Genomic DNA, 26,679 nt, shown 5'->3' with positions numbered 1-26,679 from the left:
CGGGAGTTCGGGAGAAGATCACACCGTGCGGCACACCTTCGCGTGCACTCTGCGCTGGTCGGACATGGACGCCTTCGGGCACGTCAACAACGTCGTCTTCCTCCGCTATCTGGAGGAGGCGCGGATCGACTTCATGTTCCGGCTGGCGCGGAAGGCCGACTCCGGCGCGTTCACCGGCGGCTCGGTCGTCGCGCGGCACGAGATCGACTACCTGCGTCCGCTCGTCCACCGGCACGAGCCGGTGACGGTCGAGACCTGGGTGACCAAGGTCGGCGCCGCGTCGGCCACCCTCGCGTACGAGATCAAGGACGACGCGACGGTCTTCGTCCGTGCGAGCACGGTCGTGGTCCCGTACGACCTCGAACGGGAGCGGCCGCGCCGCCTGTCGTCCGAGGAGAAGTCCTTCCTGGAGGAGTACTTCGATGACAGTGCCGGTCCCGCCGCTCCTGGTCTTCGCTGACCCCGGGGAGGCGGCCGCGCTGGCCGCCTTCCTGGGGCGTCTGCTGCGCTGGGAGAAGGCGGCCGCGGTGCGCCTCCGGGCCGGCGGGGGCGTGCTCGGCGTCTTCGCCCGCCCCGCCCGCTTCGAGGTGTTCGCCGTGCTCACCGCGCGGCTGCTGGAGCGGGCGGAGACGGACGTCACCGTCTCCGCGGGTGAACTCCTGGAGGGGATCGACGAGACGGCCGAGACGGTCACCCTCCCCGGCGAGGTCACCGGCCCGTCCTGGGCCGGCCTGCTGCCGCCGCGCGGCGGCTGGCGCCGCGTCGCCGACCTCCCGGCGTCCGGCGTCCGGGACCGGGCGGCGGGCGTGGTGGCGGAGTTCCGGCAGCGCACCGAGCGGCTGCCGGAGTCCGAACGCACGCGCGACCGGGTGGACGCGCTCGCCGAGGAGATCTGGAACCGGCCGCTGACCGGCACCGCGCTGCCGCTGCGCGCGGTGCACGCTGCGCACGCCCTCGGCTTCCTTCGCGGCGGCGAGCACCTGGGGCTCTACGACACGGGCCCGTGGCTGCGCCTGCGGACGGCCTACGGTTCCGTGATCGCCCGCAGCGGCGCGGCCGTCCCCCGTCCCGGCACCGGCCTCACCGTCACCCCTGTCTGAGGCACCCGCCCCGGTGGTGTCAGCCGGCCTTCCCGGGGCCCGGCGCGTCGGGGCGGATCTCGATGTGGTCGGGCCGGAGCTCGAGCAGGACGCGGTCACGGATCGCCAGCGGTTCCGTGAACTCCTGCGGGAGCTGGAGCCGTCCCGCCCGGTCGATGGTGGTGTACTCGCGCGTCACCGTCGAGGCCGCACCGTCCTCCCCGGTGCGGGTGTGCCGCAGCGTCTCCGTGCTGGTGCGTCCGTCGCGGATGGAGACCGTGCGGTTCACCTCCGAGGACACAGCGCGGTCGTGGGTGACCACCACCACGGTGGTGCCCAGTTCCTCGTTCGCCCGGCGCAGTGCGGCGAACACCTGCGCGGCGGTCGCGGAGTCGAGTTCGCCGGTCGGCTCGTCCGCGAACACCACCGACGGGCCGTTGGCCAGCGCCACCGCGATCGCCACCCGCTGCTGCTCGCCGCCGGAGAGCTGCGCCGGACGCAGCGCCGCGCGATCCGCCACGCCGAGCAGGTCCAGCAGTGCGTGCGCCCGCGCGGTACGCGTCGCCCGCGCCCGCCGGCCGCGTGGTCCGCCGCCGCGCAACCGCATCGGCAGCAGCACGTTCTGCTCGGCGGTCAGATAGGGCAGCAGGTTGCGCGAGGTCCGCTGCCAGACGAAGCCGACGGTGTCGCGCCGGTAGCGCAGCCGCGCACGGGCATCCATGCCGAGCAGCTCGCATCCCGCCACCGTCGCCCGGCCCGCGGTCGGGGTGTCCAGGCCCGCGAGGATGTTCAGCAGCGTGGACTTTCCGCTGCCGGAGGCTCCCACGAGCGCCGTCAGTTCGCCGGGACGGACGAGCAGGTCCAGGCCCTGCAGCGCCTGGACCTCCACGCCGTCCGCCTGGAACACCCGCACCAGGCGGTCGCAGACGATCAGCGCGTCCTCGCCGTACGCCGGACCGGTCGCGGTCGCCCGCCGCTCCAGCTCCTCCAGCGAGGGGGACTCCGCGGCGGTACGGCCGTCGGCGCGGGACGCGTCATGCTCGGTGCTCATGTCGACTCCAGGCGGGCGTCGGTCCTCCGCGCGGCGACGCGCCCCTGGACCAGGAGCGCGAGCACGGTGAGGAGCAGCAGGCAGAGGGCGGGCAGAAGCAGGGGCAGGACAGCCGTGGAGAGAGGCGCGGGCGTGCCCTCCGGGGTGCCGGCGAGCGCGACGAGGTCGATGCCGGGGCGCAGCAGCGGCACCGAGACCAGCGCGAGCAGCACTCCGGCGGCCGCCGTCAGCACGTACAGCGGGAGCGCCTCCACCAGCACCAGCCGACTGCCCTGCCGGCGCGGCATGCCCAGCGCCCGCAACCGGGCGAGGACCGCTGCCCGTTCCGGCGCGGACTGCGCCAGGGACAGCAGTACGGCCACCGCGCTCAGCACCGCGGCGACCAGTACCGCGGCGCGGTAGAGGCGTTCGGCGCCGGAGCGCAGTGCGGAGCCGCCGTAGGCCGCGCGTTCCTCCGCGGCGAGGTTCAACGACAGTGCGGCATCGGCCCGTTCGGTGAGTGCGCGGAGCGCCTCAATACCGGCCGCGCCGCCGTCCTCCGTGTCGACCAGCAGCGTGTCGGGCTCGGCCAGGGCGGAGCCGGCCAGGTCCGGCTGGGCCTTCTCCAGCGCTTTCCGGGAGACGACCACGAAGGACCCCTGCGGCGCGGCGGGCGTCGCCTCCCGCACCACCTCGGGCCGGACGGAGACCCGGAGGCCGGGGGCCACGAGCCGCATCGGCCCGCCCACCCGTTCGGCGTACACCTCCGCGGACACCAGTGCCGGAACCGCTCCGTCGCCGGTCCCGCCGTCGCCGGTCCCGCCGTCGCCGGTCCCGCCGTCGTCGAGAGCGCCGGCGGGGTAGGCGCCGAGGCCGGTGTGCGCGGCCAGCCGGGCGTACGAGGCGGGGTCGACGATGACCAGCGTCGGCTGCTCCAGGCCCGACAGGAGGGAGGCGTTCTCGAAGGTGCGGACGGGGCTGACGTCCCGTACGCCGTCGGCTTTCCGCACCCGTTCGGCCAGCTCTGGCGCCAGCGTGCCGGGCGAGGCGATGCGCGCGTCCGCGCCCACCGCGGCGAGCGCCGCCCGGTCCCGGGCGTCGGCCACACCGGCGAGCACGGTGCCGCCGAAGGACGCCATGGTGAGCGCGGAAAGCAGACCGAGCAGCGGCAACCCCGCCACCACTGCGGAGGCGGGCCGCCCGGCACGGGCGAGCCCCAGGAAGCCGACCGCGCCCGGACGGCGGGCGGCGGCCCGCGACAGCAGCCGCAGCGCCCGGGGGCAGCAGCGCAGCAGCAGCAACGCCGCCGTGAGCGCGAGCAGTACGGGCGCTGCGGCGGTGAAGGGATCCGTGTCGGTCGCCCCCTCGTCCACTCCGCGCTGCCGCAGGGCCACCACCGCGCCGGTGGTGAGGGTCAGCACGGTCGCCTCGGCGACCAGGCGCCCCCGCCCGCGACCGGTACGGTCGCCTTCGGAGGCCGCGCCGAGGGGCCTCCGGTGCAGCCAGGCCGTGCTGAGCGGCGTCGCGAGCAGCGCCACGGCGGCCGTCGTGGCGGCCGCGAGCAGCGAAGCGGCCGTCCGGGCGTCGGGGACGAGCCACACCGCCGCCCCGTACCCGGCGACGGCGGCGGGGAGTCCGCAGGCGACGGTCTCCGCCAGCGACCAGCGGACCAGGCCGTGCAGCGAACCGCCGCGGGCGCGCAGCAGGACCAGCTCGTCGCGGCGTTGTCCGGCGGCGAGCACGCTCCACAGCAGGACCACGACGAGTGCCGTGGTGAGCACGCCGGCTGCCGCCATGGCCAGCAGCGGGGCGACGGCCGACCGGTCGCGTGCGAACCCGCCGAGCAGCGTGCCCAGGCTCTCGTCGACCGTCACGGGCGCACCGGCCTCGCGGGCCAGGGCGGTGGCCTCCGGGCCGCGCGCGAGCGACGTCAGCCCGTCGGCCAGCTCCGGGACCTGAGCGGCGTGCAGGTCGTCGGTGGGCAGGGAGAAGTGCCAGTACGCCTCGGCCCCGCTCTCGCTGCCGAGCAGCGCCTTCGCCGCGTCCCGGTGGACGAGGGCGCCGAACCGCCAGAAGCGGTCCGGAGGGTTGCCGGGCACCCCCGACGCCGCGGACGCCCGGCGGGGCTGCGCCGTCACCGGGTCCGCCGTCCAGAACAGGTGGTCCGGGTCGCGGGGTTCGACGACGCCGGTGAGCGTCAGCACGGTGCGGAAGCCCGGCTCCCCGGGGGTGGTCGGCGCGCCGAAGGCGACGGAGTCGCCCGGCTCCAGACCCATCCGGTGCGCGGTGCGTGCGGTCACCACCGCGTCGACGCGCTGGGAGCCGCCGTGGACGTCGTTTCCGGACCTCCCGGGCGGCTCGACACGGACCTCGGGGCCGGGGAGTTCGCCCTCGACCGGACGGCTGTGCGCGGCCAGGGCGCGTGGGGCGGTCAGGGTCAGCTCGGGCGGCCGGCTCTCGGTGAGCCGGGGCAGGTCCGGGTCGCCCACCGGAACCGGCACGGGGTTGCGGACGCCCGCCACGGCGGGCCCCGTGCCCACGGGCAGGGTGCGTGCGGCGGCCCGGGCGAAGACGCCTCCGACCGCGTCGACACGTTCCGGACGCAGCGCGGGCGCGACGAGGTCGCCGTCGGAGTCCACCCCGGGCTGGACCGGCAGCGTGCCGCTCAACAGTGTTGCTTCCGCCGGTGCGCCGGTCAGCACGTCGCGCAGCGCGGCGTCCCCGTAGGCGTCGACGGCGCGCGGCAGGACCGCGGTCACGCACGTCGTGACGAAGCAGAGCACCGCGAAGGCGAACACCGACAGCGGGGCCGACCGGAGCCGGGAGGGAAGGTACATGTGCTCAGTCGCCCCTCTCCGCGCGGAGCGCCCGGGCCGGTTCCGCGCCGCGCGCCGCGCTCACGGCGATCACCAGCAGGCAGACGAGGACGAGCGCGCCGACGAGCAACGCGACCTGTTCCGGCGGAATCCGTACCAGCAGCGGCGGCACCGGGGTGGTCGCGCGCTCCGTCAGCACGATCAGCGGGACGACCAGCCGCGTCACCACGACCCCCAGCACCACACCGACCGTCAGCGACAGCAGGACCAGCACTCCCTGCTCCGCCGCCAGCGCCCGCGCGAGACGCGACCGGGGAGCGCCGAGGGCCCGGAGCACCGCGAACTCGTCGCGCCGCTCGCGTGCCGTGGCGGCGGTGCTCACGGCGAAGCCGGTCGCGGCCAGCAGCGCGGCGGCGACGGCGATGCCGGTGAGCGCGGCACGCGGACCGGAACCCAGCGGATCGTCCCGCAGCCGCTCGGTCAGCTCCTCGCGGGTGTCGACCGCGTCGAACGGCGTGTGCGCGCGCAGCGCGTCCGCGATCCGCGGGCTCGCGCCGGGAGTCGCGTCCACCCACCAGCCCTCCGGCTCCAGCGGGGCCGTGCCGGCTGCCAGCAGCCGTGCGTCGAGCGCCGCGAGGTCGACCAGCAACGCCCCTCCGCCCCCCTCACCGGCCGCGTCTCCGCCGGCGGCGCTCGCCGTTCCGCCGTCGGCTCCCGTCGTGGGGAGGGCGCGCAGGGCACCGGTGACCCGGACCGGGACGTCCTGCTGGGAGATCTGGACCAGCACCTCGTCGCCCACCTCGGCTCCGGCGGCGCGCAGGAACGCGTCCGTGGCGACCGCGGGCAGCGGCCCCTTCGGCGGCGCGGCCCCCGGGAGCGTCAGCACGACGTCGACGGGCACCGCCGGGTACGCGAAGGACGGCGGTTCCTCGGCGGCACCGGTGGTGTAGGCGACGGTCACCGTGCCGCCGCCCGTGTCGTCGCCCGTCCGCAGCGAGCGCAGCTGAGGCCGGTCGGGCATCGGGACGCCGAGGCGTTCCCCGGTGTCCCCTGCGGTCGCACGGGCCGACCACCCGGCACCGCCCGCAGCCTCGACCGCACGGGTGCCGCCGGGGGTCTCCGCGCGCAACTCCTCGACCGTCAGGCGCTGTTCGCCTGACCGCGTGGGTGCGACGTGCGCCGCCGTCAGCCCGGTGAGCCGCAGCGGACCGGCGGGCACACCGCGGTCGCCGGCCGCCTCGTCGAACGCGGCGGTCAGCGTGTGCGTCCGGCCGTCGGCCGGGAGGTCGCCGACGCGGAAGCGGTACGGCACCCCGAATCGGTCCTCCACGGCCAACGCGACAGTGGCGTCGACCGGTTCGGGCCCCGGCGCGCGCAGCCGCAGTTCCAGGCGGAGCGCGGTGGCGTCGGCGGGCAGTTCGAGGCCGCCGCTCCTCCGCCCGGGGCCGTCGAGCAGGGCCGCCAGGTCCTCCGGCTGCCGGTCGGCGAGGTCTCCGCGCAGGTGCAGCAGCCGGCCGGCTTCCCCGGCGTCGGTGGCGACGATCTCGGCGTCCAGGTCTCCGCCCACGCCGAACGTCGTCCGGTTCACCGGAGCCACCGCGGCGATGCCGTCCACATCGTCGAACAGCCCGCCCTGGCCGAAGGCCGGGGTGCCCGACCCGGAGACGGAGACGTCGGCGCCGACTCGGAAGGCGGCCTGGTCGGCCTGCGACCGGTCCCAGCTCGCTCCCTGCCCCACCGCGAACACCCCCATGGCCACGGCCAGGACCAGCAGCAGTGCCGGCCCGGCACCGCGGGCCGGCCGTCGTCCGAGCTGCCAGCCGGCGAGGGCGGCGGTCAGTCCGCGCCCCCGGGCGGCGGCCCTCTCGCCGAGCCGGACGACGAGCGGCAGGACGCGCAGCGCGGGAACGGTCACGGCGACCAGCGCCAGTGCCGGGGCCGTGACGAGCACCGGGTCGATGCCCGCGGCAGCCGAACTCCCGGCCACCGCGCCTCCGTCGGCCGTGGCCGGTCCTCCGTCCGGACCGCCGCCGGCGAGGACACCGGCGCCGGCCGAGCGGCGGGCGAGCTGCCAGAGCGCCACGCCGGCCACCACCAGCAGGGCGACGTCGGCGCCGCCCCGCAGCAGCGCGGCGGCCCGCGGACGCCGGGAGGCGAGGTGCACGTCGGCCGAGCCCAGGAAGCCGGGGGCCGCCGCGGTCAGCGCGCACCCCAGCGCCACCGCCGCGGACACCCACCAGACCGTGCCGGGCAGGCGCAGCGCGTCCCCGGACCCGCCGGGCCCGCTGCCGCTCCCGGCGGCGAGCGTACGGGCCAACGGCCCGGCCAGGAGCGGCCCCAGCACCAGACCGGGCAGCGCCACCAGCAGTCCTTCGAGCAGCGCACCGGCCGCGACCCGCCCCCGCGAGCCGCCCCGGGCGCGCAGCAGCGTGGTCTCCTCCCGCCGGTCGGTGGCCAGCAGCCGGGTCACCAGCAGCAGCGTCAGCCCGGCCAGGGCGGCCAGTTGGAGCCCGGCGACCAGCAGCGTCGAGCGGCCGACGAGCAGGCTGCGCTGGAGACCGGTGAGCACCTGCGGCAGATCGCTGCTCGCCACGGCACCGTCCACGCCGGAGGCCGCGTCGAAATCGGCGGCCGTCGCGGCGACCCGTGTGCGCAGCTCATCGACCCGGTCCGTGGTGAGGGCGGAGAAGTCGGCGTCCGCCTGCCAGTGGGTCGCGTCGGGCGTCAGCCGCTCCGCGCCGAAGGCGGCGTCGGAGACGGCGAGCGGTCCGTATGTGGTGTAGGAGAGGGTGCGGACGGCCTCCCCGCCCAGCGGATCCAGCCGCCAGTACGGGTCGGAGCGGTCCTTCGGCACGTAGACGCCGGTGATCTCGGCACGCACCGGCGGCGGGCCGTCCAGCCGGCTCGCCACCCGCAGCGCGTCGCCGGGCTCCAGGCCGAGGCGTTCCGCGGCGAGCGCGGGCACGGCCACCGGTACGCGGAACGTGCCTCCGGGGCCCGGGCGTCCGGCGCCGGAGGGCCACACGCCGTCGGTCATCCGGACCCGTTCGCGGTCCAGCGAGGTGAAGAGGGTCAGGTCCGGGTTCTCCTCGCGCGCGGGCGGCGCGTCGTCCGGCCGGGGCAGCGCGTACGAAGCGGACCGGGTGGCCGAGAAGACCTCGGTGGGCAGCCCACCGTAGGCGCGGCGCAGAGCGGACCGCACCGAGGCGTCCGCGTCGGCCCGCTCCCCGGCGGTGACGGCGGCGTGCACGTCGATCACCGCGTCGTCCGCGGCCTGACGCTCCAGCCGGTGCCGCAGGCCGCTGTCCCCGAGGGTCGCGCCGAAGGCGGTCAGGGCGGCGAGCACCGAGGCTGTCAACAGCACGGTGAGCGCGGCGGCGGCGGGCAGCAGCAGGTGCGCCCGGAGACGGGCGAGCATCAACCCCGGCACTTACCGCCCCCCGTTTACCGCCCCCGTTGGCCCCCGCCTGCCACGGGCGATGCCCGGACAGGACCTAGTCCGCAGAGTTGACCATAGACGCTGCGGCGTACACGAGGTAGTCCCACAGCTGCCGTTCGTGCTCGGGGGCGAGGTCGAGGCTGTCCACGGCGTCGCGCATGTGCCGCAGCCACGCGTCGTGCGCAGCCCGGTTCACGGTGAACGGGGCGTGCCGCATCCGCAGGCGCGGGTGGCCGCGGTTGTCGCTGTAGGTCCGCGGGCCGCCCCAGTACTGCATGAGGAACAGCGCCAGCCGCTCCTCGGCCGGGCCGAGGTCCTCCTCCGGGTACATCGGCCGGAGCAGCGGGTCTTCGGCGACGCCCTGGTAGAAGCGGTGGACGAGCCGCCGGAACGTCTCCTCGCCGCCGACCTGCTCGTAGAAGGTCTGGCTCTGCACACTGCCGCGCGGGATCTCCATCACGCCCCCATGGTCGCAGATGCCCGGCCGGGGTCAGGAGGGGCGAGGGCCCGTCGCCGGACCGGGGTCGTGTGTGGGCGCGAACATCCGCAGCGTCGTGCGCAGCACCACCACCGAGGGGCCCGGGGAGGACAGTGCGGCCCCGAGGTCGTCGCGCAGCCCGTCGAGGGTGGTGTGCATCGCGGGCACGCCGAACGACGCGGCGAGGGCGGCGAAGTCGGGACGGGCGAGTTCCGTGCCGGCGGCGGCGCCGAACGCGTCCGTCATGTACGCGCGCAGAATGCCGTAGCCGCCGTCGTCGACGACGAGCCAGGTCACGGGCAGGTCGTGCTGCCGGGCGGTGGCGAGTTCGGCCAGCGAGTACATCGCGCCCCCGTCGCCGGAGACCGCCAGCACCGGACGGCTCCGGTCCGCGGCCGCCGCTCCCAGCGCGGCGGGGAAGGCGTAGCCCAGTCCGCCGGCGCCCTGCGCGGTGTGCAGCGGCCCGGACCGGGGGTCGAAGGCGGACCACGCCCAGTAACCGAGGATCGTCATGTCCCAGAAGCTGGCCGCGTCGTCGGGCAGCGCGGCCCGGACGTCCCGCAGCACGCGCCGTTCACGGGCGAGGTCCTGGGCGTCCAGCCGCTCCCGGACCCGGGCGAGCAGCCCTGCGGCCCGCGCGCGGCCGTCCCCGGCCGGCCGCGGCGTCACGGACTCGGCGAGTGCCGCGAGCGCGGCGCGGGCGTCGGCGTGCAGGCCCAGGGCGGGGTGGTTCGCCTCCAGCTTGCCGGGGTCGGCCTCGATCTGCACGACGCGGCCGCGGGGGGCGAAGGTGTGGTAGTTCGACGACAGTTCACCGAGCCCGGAGCCCGCCACGAGGAGCACGTCGGCGTCCTGCAGGAACTCCGTCGTGTGCCGGTCCTCCAGCCAGGACTGGAGGGAGAGCGGGTGGTCCCAGGGGAAGGCTCCTTTGCCCCCGAAGGTGCACGCGACGGGCGCGTCCAGCAGCTCGGCCAGCGCCAGCAGCTCCGCCTGCGCCCCGGCGCGGACCACGCCGCCGCCGGCCAGCACGGCGGGGCGGCGGGCGCCGCTCAACGCCTCGGCCGCCGCCGCCACGGTCTCCGGACGGGCCGGAAGCGGCCGGGGCCGTGCCGACAGGGTGCGCACCGGCGGCACTGCGGCGGGGGCGAGCAGTACGTCCTCCGGGATCTCCACCCACACCGGGCCGCACGGGGCCTCCAGCGCGTCCGCCCAGGCGGCGGCGAGCGCGGAGGGGATCTGGGACGCCGCCCGCACGGTGCGCGCCGACTTGACCACGCCCCGCATCACGGCCGCCTGGTCGGCGAGTTCGTGCAGGTATCCCCTGCGCGCCCCGCCGAGCCCGGCCACCGGAACCTGGCTGCCGATGCCGAGCACGGGCACGCAGGCCGCAGCCGACTCCTGCAGCGCCGCCAGCGTCATCAGGGCCCCGGGCCCGGTGGACACCAGGAGCGGGGTGACCGTGCCGGTGATCCGGGCGTGGGCGTCGGCGGCGAAGCCCGCGTTGTTCTCCACCCGCAGCCCCACCGACTCCAGCGGTGAGCGGCGCACCGCGTCGAAGAGCCCCAGCGCGTGCTGGCCCGGCAGGCCGAACACCGTGGTCGCGCCGAGTGCGGTCAGGGATTCGGTGACGAGGTCGCCGCCGGTGCGGACCGGGGTGGTCATCGTTGCGTCGTGGCCCTTCTGTACGGGTGGCATCGCGGGTGGCGAGTGGTATCGCGGGTGGTGGGGGGTCAGTCGGTGCGCGGGGCGGAGGACGTTCCCGCCGCCTCCCTCGGTGACGGCGGCGCGCCGCCGTCACCGGGCCCCGCGCCTCCGTGGCCGGCCAGCCGCTGCCGCCAGGCCGCGAGCCGCACCGGGTCCGTCGGCCTGCCGGCCAGGCTGACCAGCACGTAGGCGGCGAGCGCGGCCAGCAGGCCGAAGTAGATCGGTTCGGTGGCGAGCATGCCCTCGACCATCATCGTCACCACGACCGTCACCCCGCCCGCGCCCATCGCGGCGAGTGCTCCGCCGGCGGTGCCCCGCTTCCACAGCAGGCCGCCCAGGATCGGCACCAGCAGCCCGCCGACCAGCAGGTTGTACGCGACGGTCAGCGCGCCGACCACGTCGTCGATGGCCACCGAGATGGCGATCACCGCCAAGCCCATCAGCACCACGAACGCCCGGTTGTCCCGGACCTCGTCCTCCGCCCGGCCGGAGCCGTCCGGGCCCGTCGACGCGGCCGAACGCCTCCGCAGTCGCGTCCAGATGTCGTTGTGGGCGACGGTCGCGCAGGCGATCAGGGTGCCGGAGGACGTCGACATGACGGCGGCGAGCGCGGCGGCGAGCACGAGCCCCTTGACCCCGACGGGCAGGGCGTCGCCGACGATCACGGCGAAGGCGTTGTCGGCGCGGGCCAGGTCCGGGTAGAGCGCCTTGGCGGCGGTGCCGATCGCCGCGCCGGCGAGCGCGTAGAGCAGGCAGTAGGTGCCGGCCACCGTGCCGCCGGTGCGCGCCACCCGGTCGTTGCGGGCGGTGAAGACGCGCTGCCAGATGTCCTGGCCGATGAGCATGCCGAACGAGTAGATCAGCACGTATGTGATCACCGTCTCGGCCCCGATGCTCATCGGTGAGAAGTAGTCGTCCGGCAGCTCGGCGGCCATCGCCGACCATCCGCCGGCCTTCCACACCGCGAGGGGGAGCAGCAGCAGGAGGATGCCGACGGTCTGCACCACGAACTGCACCATGTCCGTCAGCGTGATCGACCACATGCCGCCGAGCGCCGAGTAGCAGACCACCACCGCGCCGCCGAGCAGGATCGCGGCCACCCGGTCCAGGCCGAAGATCACGTCGAAGATCGTGGCGTACGCGATGGTCGAGGTGACGGAGAGCATGAGCGTGTACGCCCACATCACCACGCCCGACACCAGCGTCGACGCGCCTCCGTAACGGAGTTCGAGCATCTGGCTGACGGTGTACACGCGCAGCCGGGAGATGCGCGCCGAGAAGACCAGGCTCAGCACGAGCAGGCCGATGCCGATCGTGAAGACGAGCCACGCGCCGGACAGCCCGTACCGGTAGCCGAGCCCCACGCCGCCGATGGTCGACGCACCGCCCAGCACGATCGCCGCCATCGTCCCGGAGTACATGAGCGGGCCGAGACGGCGGCCCGCCACCAGGTAGTCGCTCTTCGTCCGGGCCCGGCGCATCCCCCACCAGCCGACGCCGATCATGCCCGCCAGGTACGTCACGATCACTGCGTAGTCGACGGCCATGAACGCTCCTCGGTCCGGAATGAGGGGTGCCCGGGGCACCCCGTCGGCAGGGTGCGTCACAACGTAGGTAGCCGTACGGGAGGAAGGAAGTGTACGTTTCCTCTCCCCGGGCGGGTGGACCTGTGCAAACCGTCCACCCGCGGCGCGAGCGGAGGACGCCATGCAGGAGGTACTGCCCCCCACCGTCCCCGTGGCCCTCACCGAACTGCTCCGCGACGAGCAGCTCGCGCTGCACCAGGTCGCGGGCCCGCCCGCGGGTCCAGGCGACCAGGTCTACGCCGTGCACACCAGCGAGATGGGCGACCCCGTGCCGTACCTGCTCGGCGGCGAGCTGCTGCTGACCGCGGGCGTGCACGGCCCGGCGCCGGAGGACGGCGCCGAACGTCACTGGGCTCAGTACGTCACCCGGACCGTACGGGCGGGGGCGACGGCCCTCGGTTTCGGCATCGCACCCCTCTACGACGAGGTGCCGCCGGCGCTGGCGGGGGCCTGCGACCGGCACGGCCTCCCGCTTCTCCGGGTCCCGGAGGAGACGCCCTTCACGGCGGTGGCGCGGACCCTCTGGCAGCTGGTCGCGGAGCGGCGGCACCGCGACCTGCAACGGCTGAGCGCCGCCCAGCAGGCCCTGACCACCGCGGCCACCCGCCCCCACCCGGTCCCCGCCGTGCTGGCCCGGCTCGCCGAACAGACCGACGGCTGGGCCGCGCTGTTCGGACGCGGCGGCCGGGAGGTGGCCGTCGCGGGCGCCGAACCGCCGCCGGACGAGCGCTGCGCCCTCGCGGCGCTCACCGGCAGGCTGCGGGCCGCGCCGTCCTCCGCGGCCGACGCGTCGGGAGCCTGGCGGCTGAGTGCGTTCGCCCTCACCGGGGCGGCCGGGGGAGCGGACGACGGGGAGCGCCTGGCGCTCGGGGTGTGCGCCCCCGGCCCGGAGGGGGCCGACGACGCGCTCGTGCGGTCGGCCGTGGCGCTGCTGTCCCTGCTCACCAGCCACCGGGTGGCCGCGACGAACGCCCGCCCGTCGGCCGCCCTGGTCCGGCTGCTCCTCGGCTTCCCGGTCGCCGACGTCCTCCCGGCGCTGGGCGTCGCCGGCCTCTGGACGGTGGTGCACGGGCGGCGCAGGCCGGGCACTCCCGACCACGGGTTGCCGGCGAGGGCCGGTTTGGCGGCGGGCCTGCGGACCGACCTGGTGGACGTCGACGGCGACACCCTCCGGGCCCTGGTGCCCGGCGACGGGCCGGTTGCGGCGCAGCCCGGATGGACACTCGGGGCGTCCCGCCCCGTGGCCGCCGACGACCTCCCGCTCGGGGACGCCGGGGCCGCCGAGTCTCTCGGGCGGGCGGTCGCCGAGCACCGCCCGGTGGTACGGCAGCGCCGGACGCACTCCCACGACCTCGGCGCGCTGCTGGCTCCCGGCGAGGCGCGCGCACGGGCCCGTGCCCGGCTGCGGCCGTTGGCCGACCGGCCGGCACTGGTCGAGACCCTGCGCGCCTGGCTGTCCGTGCACGGCAGCTGGGACCGCAGCGCGGCGGCGCTCGGCGTCCACCGCAACACCGTGCGCCAGCGCATCGCCCGCACGGGCCAACTCCTCGACGCCGACCTGGGCGACCCCGACGAGCGTGCGGAGCTGTGGCTCGCGCTGCGCTGGGTCTGACCTGACCCGGGAGGCGGCGCGGACGTGCCGGAGGGGAGCGGCGGGCGGCCCGCCGCTCCCCTCCGGTTCCGGTTGGTCAGCCCCGGCGCAGGGTGATCGTCGTCCAGGCGCCGACGTGCACCTGGTCGCCCTCCCGCAACGGGACGGGCACGTACGGCTGGATCGGGTCCTCGCCGCCGTTGACCGTGGTGCCGTTCGTGGAGTTCTGGTCGACGACGGACCAGCTGCCGTCCGGCTGGGCGATCAGCAGGGCGTGCTGGTGCGACACCCCCGGGTCCTCCGGGGGCCGGCCCAGGTCGATGTCCGGCGCCTCACCGGTGGAGTTGCGGCGCCGCCCGATCGAGACCTGATGGCCGGTGAGCGGCATCTCGTGCTCCGCGGAGTACGCCGGCAGGTTGAGCGCCGACGCCTCCGGCCCGCTCCGCTGCATCATCGCGGCGAAGTACTCCCGGTCGGGGGCGATCACGGCGGTCCAGGGGCCGGACGGATCCTGGCCGGCGGGCGGGCCCTGCTGAGCGTGCGCCGGGGGCTGGTACGGCTCGCCGGGGCCCGGCTGATGGCCCGGCTGGTGTCCCGGCTGTTGTCCCGGAGGCGCGCCGTGCGGGGCGGGAGCGCCGGGCGGCGCCATCTGCCAGTCGCCGCTCGGCGGACCCTGCTGCGGACCGCCCTGCGGGGGCACGCCCTGCGGGGGTGCCTGCGGCGGTGCGCCGGGGGCGGCCGCCTGCGGGGGGCCGGGCTGCTGGGGGTGCTGGGGCTGTTGTGGGTAGCCGTAGCCGCCCGGTGCCTGGGGGGCCGGGGGTGGTGCGCCCGTGCCGGGGCCGGGCTGCGGGTGCTGGGGTTGCTGCGGTGGGCCGGGCTGCTGGGGGTAGCCGTAGCCGCCCTGCCCCGGGGGGCCCGGGGGGGCACCCATGCCCGGGTGGCCGGACGGCTGCGGTGCCTGCGGGGGGCCGGGCTGCTGGGGGTGCTGGGGCTGTTGTGGGTAGCCGTAGCCGCCCGGTGCCTGGGGGGCCGGGGGTGGTGCGCCCCTGCCAGGGCCGGGCTGCTGCGGCGGCGCGGCGAAGGGGGGTGGGCCGCCCGGTCCGCCCTGGAAGCCGAAGTGGCACTGCTCGCAGAAGGACGCCTGCGGGGCGCGCGGCGTACCGCACTGGGGGCAGCGCTCCGGCCCGGCCTGCGGGTGCTCGGGCCCCGGCATGCTGCCCGGGCCTCCGGGGAAGCCGCCGGGCTGCGGTCCGCCGTGCGGCGGCTGCGGTGCCTGCGGGGGGCCGGGCTGCTGGGGGTACTGGGGCTGTTGCGGGTAGCCGTAGCCCCCCTGACCAGGTGGTCCCGGGGGAGGCGTGGAGCCCGGGGGCGGGCCGGGAGGCGTGCCCGGGCCGGGCGGACCCGGGATCCCGCCACCGGGCGGACCGGACGGTGCGGCCATGCGGTGACCGCACACCTCGCACCAGTCGTCGGCCGCCGACTGGTGGCCGTTCGGGCAAGTCGGCATGGTCCTGCCTCCCCCATCGTGACGTTCGCTGCCTCGTGCGGGCCGTTCACCGGTCCGCGGCGGAAGGGGTCGTTCCGGGCGGTCCGGCCGACGCTCCTCCTCCGTCGAACAGTACCCGGCACCGCGTCCACCACGTCCACCACCTTCGAACACGGATGCGGACAGAGGCGGGCGATCGGGACGTTCGGCGTCAGGACCCCGCAGGCGACGCGGCGGGGCCGTCCGCCGGGACGGCGACCGGTACCAGCGCGACGGTCACGTTGTCGTGGCCCCCGCCGTCGAGCGCGAAGCCGACCAGGTGTCGGACCGCCGCCATCGGACGGGTCGCCGCGTCCGCCGGCAACGCCGCCGCCATGTCCTTCGACGCGTCGGCGTAGTTCCACAGCCCGTCGCTGCACACGACCACCACCCCGGACCGGTCCGGCTTGAACGACGCGGTGTGCGGGTCGAGTTCGTACGCGTCGGCCCCGAGCCAGCCGGTGATCGCGTGAGCGCGCGCGTCCGCGTACGCCTGCGCCTCGGTCATCAGCCCCGCGCCGATCATCTGCGCGGCCCACGAGTCGTCCTGGGTGAGCCGCGACGGCGGCTGCGTACGGTCGTCGGGCACCCAGTAGGCGCGGCTGTCGCCGACCCAGCCGACCGTGAGGATGCCGTCGGCGGTCACCGCGCCGACGATCGTGCAGGCGGGCGCGTTCTGCTGAGCCTCGCGCTCCTCCGGCGTCGCGAGCACGTCCACGGCCTCCGCCGCCGCCAGCAGGGCGTCGTGCATCGCGTGCTGCGGGTGTGCTCCGCGCGGGATCGACTCCCGCATCGACGCGGCCGCCGCCTCGGCAGCGGCCTCCGACGCCTGGTCCGACCGCGAGGCGGAGGAGACCCCGTCGCACACCACGGCGATCTGCGACGGCCCTCCGGACGGCGTGGTCACCGCGGAGACCGTGAAGAAGTCCTCGTTCCGGCGGTGCCTCAGGCCGCGGTCGCTCGCGGCCGCGACCCCCGCCACCTCGCGCTCCCAGTGGTCGCGCGCGACGGGCTGCTTGTGGCCGCAGTGGGTGCAGTGGCCGTCCGGACCGACGGACCCCGTGCCGCAGCCGACGCAGCCCGGGGTGTCCTGCTCCGGTTTCTCCCGCTCCGGGGAGTCGTCCCGCGTCTCCGCGTCGGCGGCGGGCGCGGGCTGCGCCGCGCGGTCCGCCCCAGCCGCGGGCGCGGCCTCGTGCCCGGCGGCCTCGTGCGCCGGGCTCTGCGCGGCGGCCGGCGCACCCTCCGTCCGCGCGGTGCCCGCGTGCGGCGACGGCGCGGGGGCCGGTGCCGGTGCCGGTGCCGGCCAGGCCCCGGCGTCCTGCACGGCTGCCTCCGCCGCCGGGGCGGGGGAAGCGGCGGGGGCGGCGGGCGCGTCTCCTCGTCCCGCCGTCCCGCCGGCAGCCGACGCGCTCGGCCCCGACGGGCCGTGCCCGGCGCCGGAGCCCACCGCCGCCGCTGCCTCGGCGCCCCCGGACGCCGAGGCGCCGAGCGGAGCACTCCCCGGGGCGGAGCCCGTCCGGGACGCGCCGGGCGGGGGCTGCCGGACGGTGACGTGGGTGCCGCCGCGCGGCGGGCGCGGGTCGAAGTCGCCGCCCGGGGCGGTGGAACGCCGGGGCCGCAGGTCCGTGCCGCAGGCCCCGCAGAACAGGTCGCCGTCCTCGGCCGGCTCGGTGCACTCGGGGCAGGCCGCCGGTCGGTCGTTCTCTGACATCGTCACACCCACGTTCTGGGGCGGAAGCGGTTGGCCCGTTCCACCAGTTCGATCCTCTCAGAGCCGGACTGCGCCAGCCTCGCGAGCCGGCGGTAGGAACGCTCCAGGGCCTCCCGGACCCGCGCCTCCTCCGGCATCGCGTTCAGCAGCGGCAGCACGTGGCCGTTGAAGGCCGGGCGGGTGGCGAGCACCCAGTCCAGCGCCACGCCCAGCACCTCCGTCGTGAGCCGTTCGTACCGCAGGGCGTCGAGGCCCGCCTCACGCAGCTGCTCGACCTGGCGGGCCGCGGCACACAGGTCGTCGAACGGCAGCGTGCGCGGGTCGCGCCCGCGCAGCCGGGCCCGTACGGCCGCCACGCGGGCGGCGGTGTGGTGGCTGGAGGTCTCCGGTACGGACTCCAGCGCCTGCACCGAGCCCTGCCGGTCGCCGGTCGCCAGCCGCACCCGCGCCAGCCCGAACGCGGCGCTGACGTAGGAGGGGTCGGTGGTCCAGACGAGCCGGTAGTACTCGGCGGCGTTGTCGAGCTGGCCCAGCGTCTCGGCGCACACCCCGAGGGCCAGCTTGGGCGCGATCTCGCCGGGGAACGCGTCGTAGAGGGCGTCGAAGGAGAGCGCCGCGGTCTCGCGGTCGCCGTCGGCCAGCGCGGTGAGGCCGCGGAACCACACCACCCGCCAGTCCTCCGGGTGCCGTGCCTCCAGTTCGGCCAGCAGGCGGGCGGCGCCGTGCCGGTCCTGAGGTCCGGCCAGCTCCAGCAGGGCGCGCAGCTCGCGCAGCCGGCGTTCGATCGAGTCGGCGGGGGCGTGGGCGAGTGCGGCGGCGACCTCGGCCGGCGCGGAACCGGCCAGCCCGGCGAGGAATCCGGCGCACGGGTCGGAGAGGTCGACCCGGGGCACGGGCAGCGCCAGCGCGGTCGCCCGGGTCTCCAACGGGACGAGCGCCGGGCCGTGGGCCGCCGAGGCCGGACCGCCGGCCCGCCAGGCGGCGGCGCCCCGCCCCGCACCCGCTCCCGCTCCCGCTCCCGGGGCGTACCCGGGCGGCAGGCCCGGGGGAGGGCCCGGGACGCCGTGGGACGGCGGACCGCCCCGGGGATGCTCCGGTGCCGTCGCCGCACGGCGGGACTGCGCGACGAGCGACAGTGTGCCCGCCGTGTCGAGGTCCCCGTCCCCGTCAGGACCGGTCGAGGTCCCTTCGGCGGGGTGCGCGGCGGTGTACCCCGCGGGCGGCGGAGACGGCCGGCCGCCCCCGGAGGCCCCGGGCCCGGCCGCCGGGTGCGGGGCGGCCGGGCCGGCCCACCCCTGCGTGGGCCCCGGCGCGTGCGCACTGCCGGCACCGCCTGCGCCCGCGGCGGCGCGGCGGCGCAGGAGCCGCCCGAACCGTCCGCCGCCCGCCGGTACGGCGGCCCGCGCGCCGAGCGCGGACGCGTCGCCCGTCAGGTGCGGCAGCAACGCCGTGTCCACCACGCGCAGTTCGGGCCCGAAGAGGGTGGACAGGGCCGGTCGCGGACGTTCCGTGCGCAGTGCGACGATCTCCCGCAGCACGCCGGTCAGCTGATCCGCCATCTCCTGTGCGGAGGCGAACCGGCGCTGCGGGTCCGGGTCCGTCGCGCGGACCAGGAAGCGGTAGAACGACTCGTACCGGCGGAAGATCTCCACGCTCTCCGGGTCCGGGAGCCGGTCGGCGTAGTCGCCGGTGTAGCCCTTGAAGTCGAAGGTCAGCACCGCCAGCGTGCGAGCCACCGTGTACAGGTCGGAGGCGACGGACGGCCCGGTCTCGGGGACCTCCGGCGCCTGGTAGCCGACGGTGCCGTAGATGGGGCTCTCCAGGTCGTCCATCCGCCGCACCGCGCCCATGTCGATCAGCTTGAGCTGGTCGGCCTGCTGTATGGCGTTGTCGACCTTGAAGTCGCAGTAGAGCAGGTTCCGGCTGTGCAGGTGGCCCAGCGCCTCCAGCGCCTCGATGCCGTACGCGCACGCCTGCTCGACGGGCAGCGGGTCGCGACGGCCGGCCTCCGTGCGACGGGAGTTGGCGATGTCCTTGAGGGAGCGGCCGCCGACGTACTCCATGACGATGTAGCCGTCGAGGCTGCCGGTGCGCCGGTCCAGGTGCTCGACGAAGTTGTAGATCCGCACGATGTTGGCGTGCTCGATCTCCGCGAGGAAGCGGCGCTCCGAGATCGCGACCGCCATCGCGTCCTCGTCGCCGGTGTCCAGCAGCCCCTTGAGCACCACCCAGCGGTTGGAGACCGCGTGGTCGACAGCCAGGTAGATCCAGCCCAGCCCGCCGTGCGCGAGGCAGCCGGCGATCTCGTACTGCCCGTGCACCACGTCGCCGGCCCGGAGCTTGGGCAGGTACGAGTAGGGCCGCCCGCACTGCGTGCAGAACCCTTCCGTACGGCCCGGGCGGCCGCCGCGCGAACGCCCGACCTTCGCCCCGCACGCGCCGTTGCTGCAGAAGCGTTTACGCTCCGGCACCCGCGGGTCGTCCAGCACCACCGACGCCGGGTCCGCCTTCGGCACCTCCGGCACGGTGACCAGCCCCGCGCCCAGCCGGTTGCGCGCCGACGTTCCCGCCGTCGTGCCCGAACTGCGCACGGACACCGACCGCACGCCGCTGCCGGAGACCGAACGGGACAGCCGCCCGGACACCGACCGGCGGGACGCCTGCGAACGGGAGGAGTCCCGGCCGGACGCCTGTCCGGAGCCGCTCGAGGCGGGCGCCGGGTCCTGGCGCGCGGGCGGGGTGAGACCGGTCGCGGTCGCGCCGATCACGCCGACGGCGGAGACGACCGGCGCCAGGCCGCAGGCGCCGCAGTACAACTCGCCGCCGTCCGCGCCCTCGTAACGCCCCGAACAGCCCGGCCGCTGGCAGGTCCGCCCCGCCATGCCGCCGCCCGGTGCGGACGTTCCCGCCTGCGGTGCCACGTTCACCTTTCCCCCCTGTGCTCGGCAGGGGAACCGTCGCCCTGCCGTGGTACGAAGACTTCTCTCGCCGCGTCCACGTAGCGGCGCACGGCGGTCTCCGCCGCGCCCAGGTCGCACGGCGCGCTCCACAGAATGCGCCGCGCCGCGTCGTAGCGCTCCCTCAGCAGCCGGTCCTGACCCGCGCCGCACCGGGCGACCTCCGCACGGTAGGCGTCCAGCCTGCCGCGCAGTTCCGCGCGCACCGCGAGCGGGGCCGTCACCGCGGACAACGACGCCCTGGCCCGGTCGAGTTCGTCCTCGGCCTCCTCCTCCAGCGACTCCAGCAGCGGCGACAGCCGGTTCCACTGCGCGTAGCGCCGGTACTCGGCGGCGCGGGAGAGCTGCTCCTGGAGCGCCGTCGGCGGTCCGCTGACCGCCGGCACCTCGGAGGCCGCTATCTTCGCCAGCACCTCGACGCGGGCCGTGCGTGCCTCGGCGAGGGTGCGGTCCGCGCGCGACAGCATGTCCCGCAGGCGCAGCAGCCGCTGCTCGGCGTCCTGCCGCACCGTCAGCACCGCCTCGATGTCCCGCCGGACGTCCTCGATCGCGCGGGCGGCCGCGTCGTAGCGGGTGGTGTCCGGACGGCCGCCGCCGGGGGCGGAGCTGCCGCCGTCCGCGTTCCAGAACGCCAGCGGGTCGCGCAGCACCTCGGCGCGCAGCGCGGCGAGTTCGCCGGTGATCCTCTCCAGCCCGTCGCCCGAGGGGTGTTCACCCGGCCGTACGCCGACCGAGCGCGCCAGCGACCGCACCCGTCCCAGCTCCTCGGCGAGCAGGTCGATCCGGGCGGGCAGCGCGGACCACACGGCCTCGGCCGCGACGACCACGTCCAGGGCACGGGCGTACCAGGCGTTCATCCGCCGCACCAGCTGCGGGAGCGTCAGCTCCTCCACGGCGTCCCCGCCCCCGGTGTCCCCGCCGCCGGAGTGCCCGCCCTGGGAGAGCCCGGACGCGCCGTCGGCGGGCCGCTCGGCCGGCACGGTCAGGGTGCCGTGCAGCAGCCCGGTCAGCTCCGTCAGGTCGTCGCGGGTCGGCCAGCGGTGCCGCTTGCGCAGGTCGCGTGCCGCGCGCAGGGTGTCGGTGTAGAGGTCGAAGCAGGTCCACAGCAGGGTGATCGTCGTCTCCGCGTGCGCCCAGCGCCGGGCGGTGACGCCGGTGAGGTCCGCGCCTTCCAGCAGGCGGCGGCCCGCGTGCTCGTGCAGCGCGAGGAGTGTCGACTCGACCGTCTCGCGCTCCGTGTACAGGCGCGACAGCTCACGGTCCGCCTCCTCCCGGCTCATCGCCGGTACGGCGGGTCGCGGCGGGCCCATCGATCACCTCGCTGATCCAAGTCCGTGGCTGTGCGGTCGGTCGTCCGGCGCGCGTGCACCCGCCCCGCCGGGAGGGTGCACGCGCGGCGTTCAGTCCCGGTACACCGGTTCCGGCGGTGCGGGTTCCGTGCCCGGGTCCATCATGTCGGCCAGCCAGCGGTCGTACGAGACCCTCCACCGACTCCCGTCGCCCCCTGCGCGGTACTTTTCCAGCACCCTGTTGACCCGGCGCACCAGATCGTCGTCCTCCAGGTTCATCGCGATCCCGTACGGCTCGACCGTGGCGGGCTCGCCGACCAGCTTCACGGACGGGTCCTGCGCCACCTGCCCGGCACCCAGCGCGTTGTCGGTCAGCACCGCGTCGGCCTCGCCGAGCTGCAGCCGCACGAGGCAGTCGAGCTGGTTCGCCACCTTGACCTGGCGGACGTCCAGCGCCGCGTACTCCTCGGTCTCCAGCAGCTTCTCCGCCGTCGAACCGCGGGCGTTGCACACGCGTCTGCCGCGCACCGAGTCGTCCAGCCCGGTGATGTCGCTCCCCTCCGGCACGACGAGCTGCTGCCCGCTGAGGAAGTAGGCGGTGGAGAACGCCACCTTCTCCACCCGGTCGCAGTCGATCGTCATGGTGCGCACCACCATGTCCACCTCACCCTCCCGGATCGCCGGGATGCGGCGCGCGGTGGGGATCGTCCGGAACACGATCTGCGGGTCCGGGCCGAGCAGATCCTCCGCCACGGCCCGCACCAGGTCGATGTCGAAGCCGGCCAACTCCCCGGTGGCCGGGTCGCGGTAGCCCCACAGGTAGCTGTTCTGGTCCACGCCCACGACCAGCCGCCCCCGCTCCTGGATGCGGGCGACGGCAGGTCCTGCGGCGGACGACGGGCTGAGGCTCGCCGTCGGGTCCCCGCCGTCGGCGCAGGTCTCCGCCTCCGCGAACGCAGCGGACCGGACGGTGTCCACCGGGCCGGCGGGCACTGCCTGCGTGCGGCCGCCCGCCAGGAAGGGTACGGCCAGCGCCGCAGCCGTCGCGGCGGCCGCCACCGCCGTCGCGAGGCGGGCCCTCCGCCGCCGTCCGCCGTCGTGCACGTCCACGTCGTCCCCCCTCATCGGTACTCCGACAGCCGGCGTCCGATGCCGACCGTCGCGCCCCCGGCGCCCAGCAGGGCGAGCAGCGCCCCGCCGGCGGCCAGCCCGGTCAGCGCCGCCCGCCCGTCACCGGCCTCCTCCTCGAACTCGGCCTTCTCGTGCGCGCTCGCCTTCCGCAGCCCCGTGTCCACGACGTCGAAGGCGTCGCCGGTCGTGCCGCTCTCGCGGCCGATCACCAGCTCCACGGCGCGCTCGTAGTCGCCGCCGTCCTCGGCGGCACGGGCCTTCGCGTGCCGCTTGTGCCACACGTGCAGGCCGTGCTGCGCGTCCGCCACCGGGCCGCGCCCCGCCTCGTCGTCGGCCAGCCGGTACGCCTCGTCGACCAGGCCGCCCCGGTCCTCCGCGTCCGGCTCGGGCGTCGGTCCGGCCACCCGTGCCAGGTGCCGTACGGAGTCCTGCTCGTACGTGCCGCCCGCGCCGCGCGCGACCAGCCACATGTTCTCCGCACTGCGCGCCTGCAGCGAGCCGATCCACGCCTCGTTGAGCGCGTGCAGCGAACGGGCCCCGTGTTCGTCCGAGTTGCCGAGCCAGGAACGCGCGAGCGCGGAGCCGGCGGTCAGCCACAGCAGCGCCACCAGGGTCGCCGCCGCCGCGCCCACCAGGCCCGGGCTGAGCATGCGGTTGGTGCGCAGGTAGTCGCGGCGCTGAGCCCAGCCGAGCGCGCCGAGCGCGGCCAGACCGGCGAGCGTGGCCGCCCACGGCCAGGACCGGGCTTCGGTGTAGTCCGCGCGCAGCCGCGCGTTCTCCGCCTCGTACAGGTCGCGGGCGGCGGGCAGCAGCTTCTCCTGCATCCGCTCGTTGGCGTACCGCAGGTACGCCCCGCCCAGTGGCAGCCCCTGGCGGTCGTTGGCCCGCGCCGCCTCCACGAGGCCCGTGTAGCGGGGGAGTTCACGGTTGAGCTCCGCGATCCGGCGCTGGGTCTGCGACGAGCCCTCCGAGTTGGCTGCGGCCTTGGCCAGCAGTTCGGAGGCGCGCCGGATGTCGCGCTCGTACCGTTCGCGGAGGGAGCGCGGTTCGCCGACGCCACCGCCTCCGGCGAGGAAGCCGCCGGAGGCGGTGGTGTCGGCGTCGGCCAGCGACCGGTAGATGCTGGCCGCGTCCTCGCTCAGCGGCTGGCTGTGCTCGACCACCGCGTCGGCCGCGGCGGCGCGCGCACCGACCTGCCAGGCGGTGAGAGCGCCGAACAGCAGAAGCAGGGCGGCGAGGAGCGCGGCGATGCCGCGCAGCCTGCCGGGCTCGGTCGTCGCGGCCTCGCGGACGCGGCGAACCGTCTGCGCCCAGAGAGCGCGTGGTGTGCGCGGCGGTCCGGCACCGGGCTCCCCCGGGGCCGGTGCCGGACCGGGCGGCCGCGCGGTCCGGGTCGGACCGGGCCGGGCCGGGGTGCTGTGGCCGGGCGGCGCCGGTGCGGTGGTCGGTGGTGCCGGCGGCCATGCGGCGGGCGGCTGTGTCACGGCTGGTCGGTCCTCCCCCTGGCGTTCTCCCCGTTGCCCAGCAGTATGACGGCCGGTGCCGCCGCCCACATGCGGTACCCCACTGCAGGAGTCCGGACGGCCCCGGGGCATTGTTCCCGCGCCCGCCCCGGCGCCCGCGGTCGCCGCCCGGCATGCGGCGCTCGCAGGGCGCGCTTCGGGCCGGAACCGCCGAACGCCTCGTGACAGCGAACGCGACACCGGCCAGGGCACCCGCGAACGCGCCCCGCGACCTACGGCCCCGGCCCTCGCGCACGCGGCCCGCTCGCGCGGGGCGACGCCTCAGCCGGTACGGACCGGTGCGGAACGCGGGATGCGAGCCCCTCACCGGCCCGGCGGCACGCGTCCGCCACCCTCCGCACGGCTGTCCGGCCCGGCGTGACGGCGCGCGTACGGCGGGGGCAGGCGTGCGGGTCACGGGGGCGTCGTCGTGCGTCCCGACCGGGCGAGGCGTCGCCGGTCAGGCCGCGCGGAGGCGGGCGTAGGCCGCCCGGGGAGCGCCCGCGCGGTCCAGGCCCAGGAGGGCGGCACCCAGCACCGGCGGTGCCGTCACCACGTGCGGGACGGCGTGCGGGGCGCGCGCCGCGAGCCCGTCCCGCACCCAGCCGTCCAGCAGCGCGTGGCCGGCCGTCAGGATGCCCCCGCCCAGCACGACCGGCGTGGGCCGGTCCGTCAACGCGAGCGCCTCCAGGGTCACTCCGGCGAGTGCCACCACCTCGTCCGCCTGCCGCCGCACCAGCGACCGGGCCACCGGGTCGCCGTCCGCCGCCACGGCGAACAGCAGCGGGGCCGCCTCCAGCCGCCGCGCGGGGGGCAGGTCGCCGAGGTGGAACGCCTCGATCAGCGCGCCCATCGACCGCAGTCCGAAGTGCGCGGGCAGCGCCTCGGCGAGTGCCGTACGGTCCCCGCGGCCGTCGGCCGCGCGCGCCGCGTGCCAGACGGCCTCGTCGGCCAGGCCGCCCCCGCCGCCCCAGTCGCCGGACAGCCGCCCGACGGCGGGGAAACGGTGCGTACGGCCGCCGCCGTCCCGTCCCACGCAGTTGATGCCCGCGCCGCACACCACGGCCACCCCGTGCCCGTCCGCCGCGTCGTCGGGGAGCCCGGCGCGCAGCAGCGCGAACGTGTCGTTGAGCACGTGCGTCTCGCGGCCCCAGCCCCGCGCACGGACGGCGTCCGCCAACTCCCGCTCCTCGCGGGGCAGGTCGGCGTTGGCGAGACAGGCGGTGACGTCGTCGGCGAACGGCGCGCCGGAACCGCTGTCGCATCCGGCGGCCCGCGCGGCCCGGGCGACGGTCGCGGCCAGCGCGTCCAGCGCCGCGCCGACGCCCACCGCGGGCGGCTGGAAGCCGCCGCCCCGCGCCCGGCCCAGCACCGTTCCGTCCCCGCCGACGACGGCGACGTCGGTCTTGCTGTTGCCGGCGTCGACGGCGAGGCAGGCCGCGGTCACAGCCATGCCAGGTGTGCGGTGTTGTGGGCGAGCAGCCGGTCCGTCAGGGCCTCGGCGCGGTCGTACTGGCCGACCAGCGGGTGGGCCAGCAGTGCCCGAGCCACGCGGTCCCGGCCGCCGCGCACGGCGGCGTCCAGGGCCAGGTCCTCGTACGCGGCGACGTGCGCGATCAGCCCCGCGTACAGCGGGTCCACGGGCGGTGCGGGCAGCGGCCGTGCCCCGGCGGCGGTGATCCGTGCGGGCACCTCCACCACCGCGTCGTCCGGCAGGAACGGCAGCGTGCCGTCGTTGCGCACGTTGACCACCTGCACGGACCCCGTGCCGGTCTCCGGTCCGCCGCCGAGCAGCGCGGCGGCGAGCGCGACCGCCGCCTCCGAGTAGAACGCCCCGCCCCGCTTCGCCAGCAGCTCCGGCTTCCGCGTCAGCGCCGGGTCCTCGTACATGGCGAGCAACTGCTCCTCCAGGGCGGCGACTTCGCTCGCCCGGGAGGGCTTGTTCCGCATCTCGTCGACGACCTGGTCGTGGGAGTAGAAGTACCGGAGGTAGTAGGAGGGGACGACGCCGAGCCGTTCCAGTACCGGCTGGGGCAGCCGCAGATGCTCGGCGAGCCGCGCCGCGTGCGCGTCGAGCAGCCCGGGCAGCAGGTCGGGCCCGTCGGGGCCGCCCTGGCGGACGGCCAGCTCCCAGGTGAGGTGGTTGAGCCCGTAGTGGTCCAGGTGCAGTTCGTCCGGCCGGGTGCCCAGCAGTTCGGCGAAGGTGCGCTGGAGGTGGATCGCCACGTTGCACAGGCCGAGGGCCTTGTGGCCGGCCCGGAGCAGCGCCCTCGTCACGATGCCCACCGGGTTGGTGAAGTCGATGATCCACGCGTCCGGGTTGCGGCGGCGTACGCGTTCGGCGATGTCCAGCACGACGGGGACGGTGCGCAGCGCCTTCGCCAGCCCGCCCGCGCCCGTGGTCTCCTGGCCCACGCAGCCGCACTCCAGCGGCCACGCCTCGTCCTGCGCGCGGGCCGCCTGGCCGCCCACGCGGAGCTGGAGCAGCACCGCGTCGGCCCGCTCGACCGCCCCGTCCAGGTCCGCGGTGGTGGTGACCTTCGCCGGGTGGTCCTGCGCCCGCAGGAGTCGCCGGGCGAAGGCGCCGACCGGGGTGAGGCGTTCGGCGGCCGGGTCGACGAGGATCAGCTCGTCCACCGGCAGCGTGTCGCGCAACCGGGCGAGGCCGTCGACGAGTTCGGGCGTGTAGGTGGAGCCGCCGCCGACCACGGCGAGGGTGACGTTCATGCGGTGCCTCTCCGACGAAGACTCGACAAGTGGTCTAGACAATATCCGGCGCGAGGTCGGAGAGGGAGAGGGGGCGGCGCGCCGGCACCCCGGGAGGGCGCGCCGCCGGGTGGC

17 protein-coding genes are annotated in these 26,679 nt (G+C 76.4%); 3 read left to right on the top strand and 14 right to left on the bottom strand.

Features of this window, described 5'->3' with window-relative positions; all coding sequences use genetic code 11:
- The first annotated feature begins 25 nt into the window (after positions 1-25).
- Positions 26-460, top strand: coding sequence for an acyl-CoA thioesterase (locus RM572_RS02520; protein ID WP_311671589.1), 435 nt, complete (start codon positions 26-28; stop codon positions 458-460).
- Positions 423-1,100, top strand: coding sequence for a hypothetical protein (locus RM572_RS02515; protein WP_311671588.1), 678 nt, complete (start codon positions 423-425; stop codon positions 1,098-1,100). The genes RM572_RS02520 and RM572_RS02515 overlap by 38 nt, the downstream gene beginning before the upstream one ends.
- 19 nt (positions 1,101-1,119) lie before the next feature.
- On the opposite strand, the gene RM572_RS02510 is transcribed toward RM572_RS02515, so the two are convergent.
- The 6 genes from RM572_RS02510 to RM572_RS02485 all read right to left on the bottom strand — a co-directional run bounded on the left by RM572_RS02510 (position 1,120) and on the right by RM572_RS02485 (position 12,093).
- Positions 1,120-2,130, bottom strand: a complete 1,011-nt coding sequence (locus RM572_RS02510; protein WP_311671587.1) for an ATP-binding cassette domain-containing protein — start codon at positions 2,128-2,130, stop codon at positions 1,120-1,122.
- Positions 2,127-4,946, bottom strand: a complete 2,820-nt coding sequence (locus RM572_RS02505; RefSeq protein ID WP_311671586.1) for an FtsX-like permease family protein — start codon at positions 4,944-4,946, stop codon at positions 2,127-2,129. The genes RM572_RS02510 and RM572_RS02505 overlap by 4 nt, the downstream gene beginning before the upstream one ends.
- Positions 4,947-4,950: 4 nt before the next feature.
- On the bottom strand, positions 4,951-8,343 hold the full coding sequence (locus tag RM572_RS02500) for an ABC transporter permease (protein WP_311671585.1): 3,393 nt from the start codon (positions 8,341-8,343) through the stop codon (positions 4,951-4,953).
- Between the two features lie 76 nt (positions 8,344-8,419).
- Positions 8,420-8,824, bottom strand: a complete 405-nt coding sequence (locus RM572_RS02495) for a globin (RefSeq protein WP_027763679.1) — start codon at positions 8,822-8,824, stop codon at positions 8,420-8,422.
- A 30-nt stretch (positions 8,825-8,854) separates the two neighbouring features.
- Positions 8,855-10,504 carry a thiamine pyrophosphate-binding protein gene (locus RM572_RS02490; RefSeq protein WP_311671584.1) on the bottom strand — a complete coding sequence of 550 codons (1,650 nt, stop codon included), beginning with the start codon at positions 10,502-10,504 and terminating at the stop codon, positions 8,855-8,857.
- Between the two features lie 68 nt (positions 10,505-10,572).
- Complete coding sequence (locus RM572_RS02485; RefSeq protein ID WP_311671583.1) at positions 10,573-12,093, bottom strand: sodium:solute symporter; 1,521 nt, start codon at positions 12,091-12,093, stop codon at positions 10,573-10,575.
- A gap of 160 nt (positions 12,094-12,253) precedes the next feature.
- Here RM572_RS02485 and RM572_RS02480 point away from each other — a divergent pair, with 160 nt between their 5' ends.
- Entirely contained in the window at positions 12,254-13,744 is a 1,491-nt protein-coding gene (locus RM572_RS02480; RefSeq protein ID WP_311671582.1) for a PucR family transcriptional regulator, read from the top strand.
- 76 nt (positions 13,745-13,820) lie between these two features.
- On the opposite strand, the gene RM572_RS02475 is transcribed toward RM572_RS02480, so the two are convergent.
- The 8 genes from RM572_RS02475 to RM572_RS02440 form a co-directional block, all read right to left on the bottom strand.
- Positions 13,821-15,230, bottom strand: a complete 1,410-nt coding sequence (locus RM572_RS02475; protein WP_311671581.1) for an FHA domain-containing protein — start codon at positions 15,228-15,230, stop codon at positions 13,821-13,823.
- Positions 15,231-15,420: 190 nt separating this feature from the next.
- Positions 15,421-16,959 carry a protein phosphatase 2C domain-containing protein gene (locus RM572_RS02470; RefSeq protein ID WP_311671580.1) on the bottom strand — a complete coding sequence of 513 codons (1,539 nt, stop codon included), beginning with the start codon at positions 16,957-16,959 and terminating at the stop codon, positions 15,421-15,423.
- A gap of 2 nt (positions 16,960-16,961) precedes the next feature.
- Complete coding sequence (locus RM572_RS02465) at positions 16,962-19,841, bottom strand: serine/threonine-protein kinase (RefSeq protein ID WP_311671820.1); 2,880 nt, start codon at positions 19,839-19,841, stop codon at positions 16,962-16,964.
- Between the two features lie 41 nt (positions 19,842-19,882).
- A complete protein-coding gene (locus RM572_RS02460; RefSeq protein ID WP_311671579.1) occupies positions 19,883-21,226 on the bottom strand; it encodes a hypothetical protein in 1,344 nt (447 codons plus the stop codon).
- Positions 21,227-21,316: 90 nt separating this feature from the next.
- Entirely contained in the window at positions 21,317-22,330 is a 1,014-nt protein-coding gene (locus RM572_RS02455; protein ID WP_311671578.1) for a glutamate ABC transporter substrate-binding protein, read from the bottom strand.
- A complete protein-coding gene (locus RM572_RS02450; protein ID WP_311671577.1) occupies positions 22,327-23,820 on the bottom strand; it encodes a hypothetical protein in 1,494 nt (497 codons plus the stop codon). Before RM572_RS02450 ends, RM572_RS02455 begins: the two co-directional genes overlap by 4 nt.
- 478 nt (positions 23,821-24,298) lie before the next feature.
- On the bottom strand, positions 24,299-25,291 hold the full coding sequence (locus tag RM572_RS02445; RefSeq protein WP_311671576.1) for an N-acetylglucosamine kinase: 993 nt from the start codon (positions 25,289-25,291) through the stop codon (positions 24,299-24,301).
- Entirely contained in the window at positions 25,282-26,565 is a 1,284-nt protein-coding gene (locus RM572_RS02440; protein WP_311671575.1) for a 6-phospho-beta-glucosidase, read from the bottom strand. The genes RM572_RS02445 and RM572_RS02440 overlap by 10 nt, the downstream gene beginning before the upstream one ends.
- Positions 26,566-26,679 lie beyond the last annotated feature (114 nt).

Origin of the sequence: Streptomyces hazeniae, assembly GCF_031845485.1 — a bacterium.
GTDB lineage: Bacteria > Actinomycetota > Actinomycetes > Streptomycetales > Streptomycetaceae > Streptomyces > Streptomyces hazeniae.
Note: the sequence above shows the minus strand (reverse complement) of the source record. Positions and strands in the feature narration are given on the sequence as shown.

Excerpts from the sequence above, each read along its gene's own strand:
- RM572_RS02445 (WP_311671576.1), bottom strand. The coding sequence starts at position 25,291 with ATGGCTGTGACCGCGGCCTGCCTCGCCGTCGACGCCGGCAACAGCAAG.
- RM572_RS02480 (WP_311671582.1), top strand. The coding sequence starts at position 12,254 with ATGCAGGAGGTACTGCCCCCCACCGTCCCCGTGGCCCTCACCGAACTG.
- RM572_RS02505 (WP_311671586.1), bottom strand. The coding sequence starts at position 4,946 with ATGTACCTTCCCTCCCGGCTCCGGTCGGCCCCGCTGTCGGTGTTCGCC.
- RM572_RS02515 (WP_311671588.1), top strand. The coding sequence starts at position 423 with ATGACAGTGCCGGTCCCGCCGCTCCTGGTCTTCGCTGACCCCGGGGAG.
- RM572_RS02490 (WP_311671584.1), bottom strand. The coding sequence starts at position 10,504 with ATGACCACCCCGGTCCGCACCGGCGGCGACCTCGTCACCGAATCCCTG.
- RM572_RS02440 (WP_311671575.1), bottom strand. The coding sequence starts at position 26,565 with ATGAACGTCACCCTCGCCGTGGTCGGCGGCGGCTCCACCTACACGCCC.
- RM572_RS02510 (WP_311671587.1), bottom strand. The coding sequence starts at position 2,130 with ATGAGCACCGAGCATGACGCGTCCCGCGCCGACGGCCGTACCGCCGCG.
- RM572_RS02460 (WP_311671579.1), bottom strand. The coding sequence starts at position 21,226 with ATGGGCCCGCCGCGACCCGCCGTACCGGCGATGAGCCGGGAGGAGGCG.
- RM572_RS02500 (WP_311671585.1), bottom strand. The coding sequence starts at position 8,343 with ATGCTCGCCCGTCTCCGGGCGCACCTGCTGCTGCCCGCCGCCGCCGCG.
- RM572_RS02475 (WP_311671581.1), bottom strand. The coding sequence starts at position 15,230 with ATGCCGACTTGCCCGAACGGCCACCAGTCGGCGGCCGACGACTGGTGC.
- RM572_RS02485 (WP_311671583.1), bottom strand. The coding sequence starts at position 12,093 with ATGGCCGTCGACTACGCAGTGATCGTGACGTACCTGGCGGGCATGATC.
- RM572_RS02455 (WP_311671578.1), bottom strand. The coding sequence starts at position 22,330 with ATGAGGGGGGACGACGTGGACGTGCACGACGGCGGACGGCGGCGGAGG.
- RM572_RS02470 (WP_311671580.1), bottom strand. The coding sequence starts at position 16,959 with ATGTCAGAGAACGACCGACCGGCGGCCTGCCCCGAGTGCACCGAGCCG.
- RM572_RS02465 (WP_311671820.1), bottom strand. The coding sequence starts at position 19,841 with ATGGCGGGGCGGACCTGCCAGCGGCCGGGCTGTTCGGGGCGTTACGAG.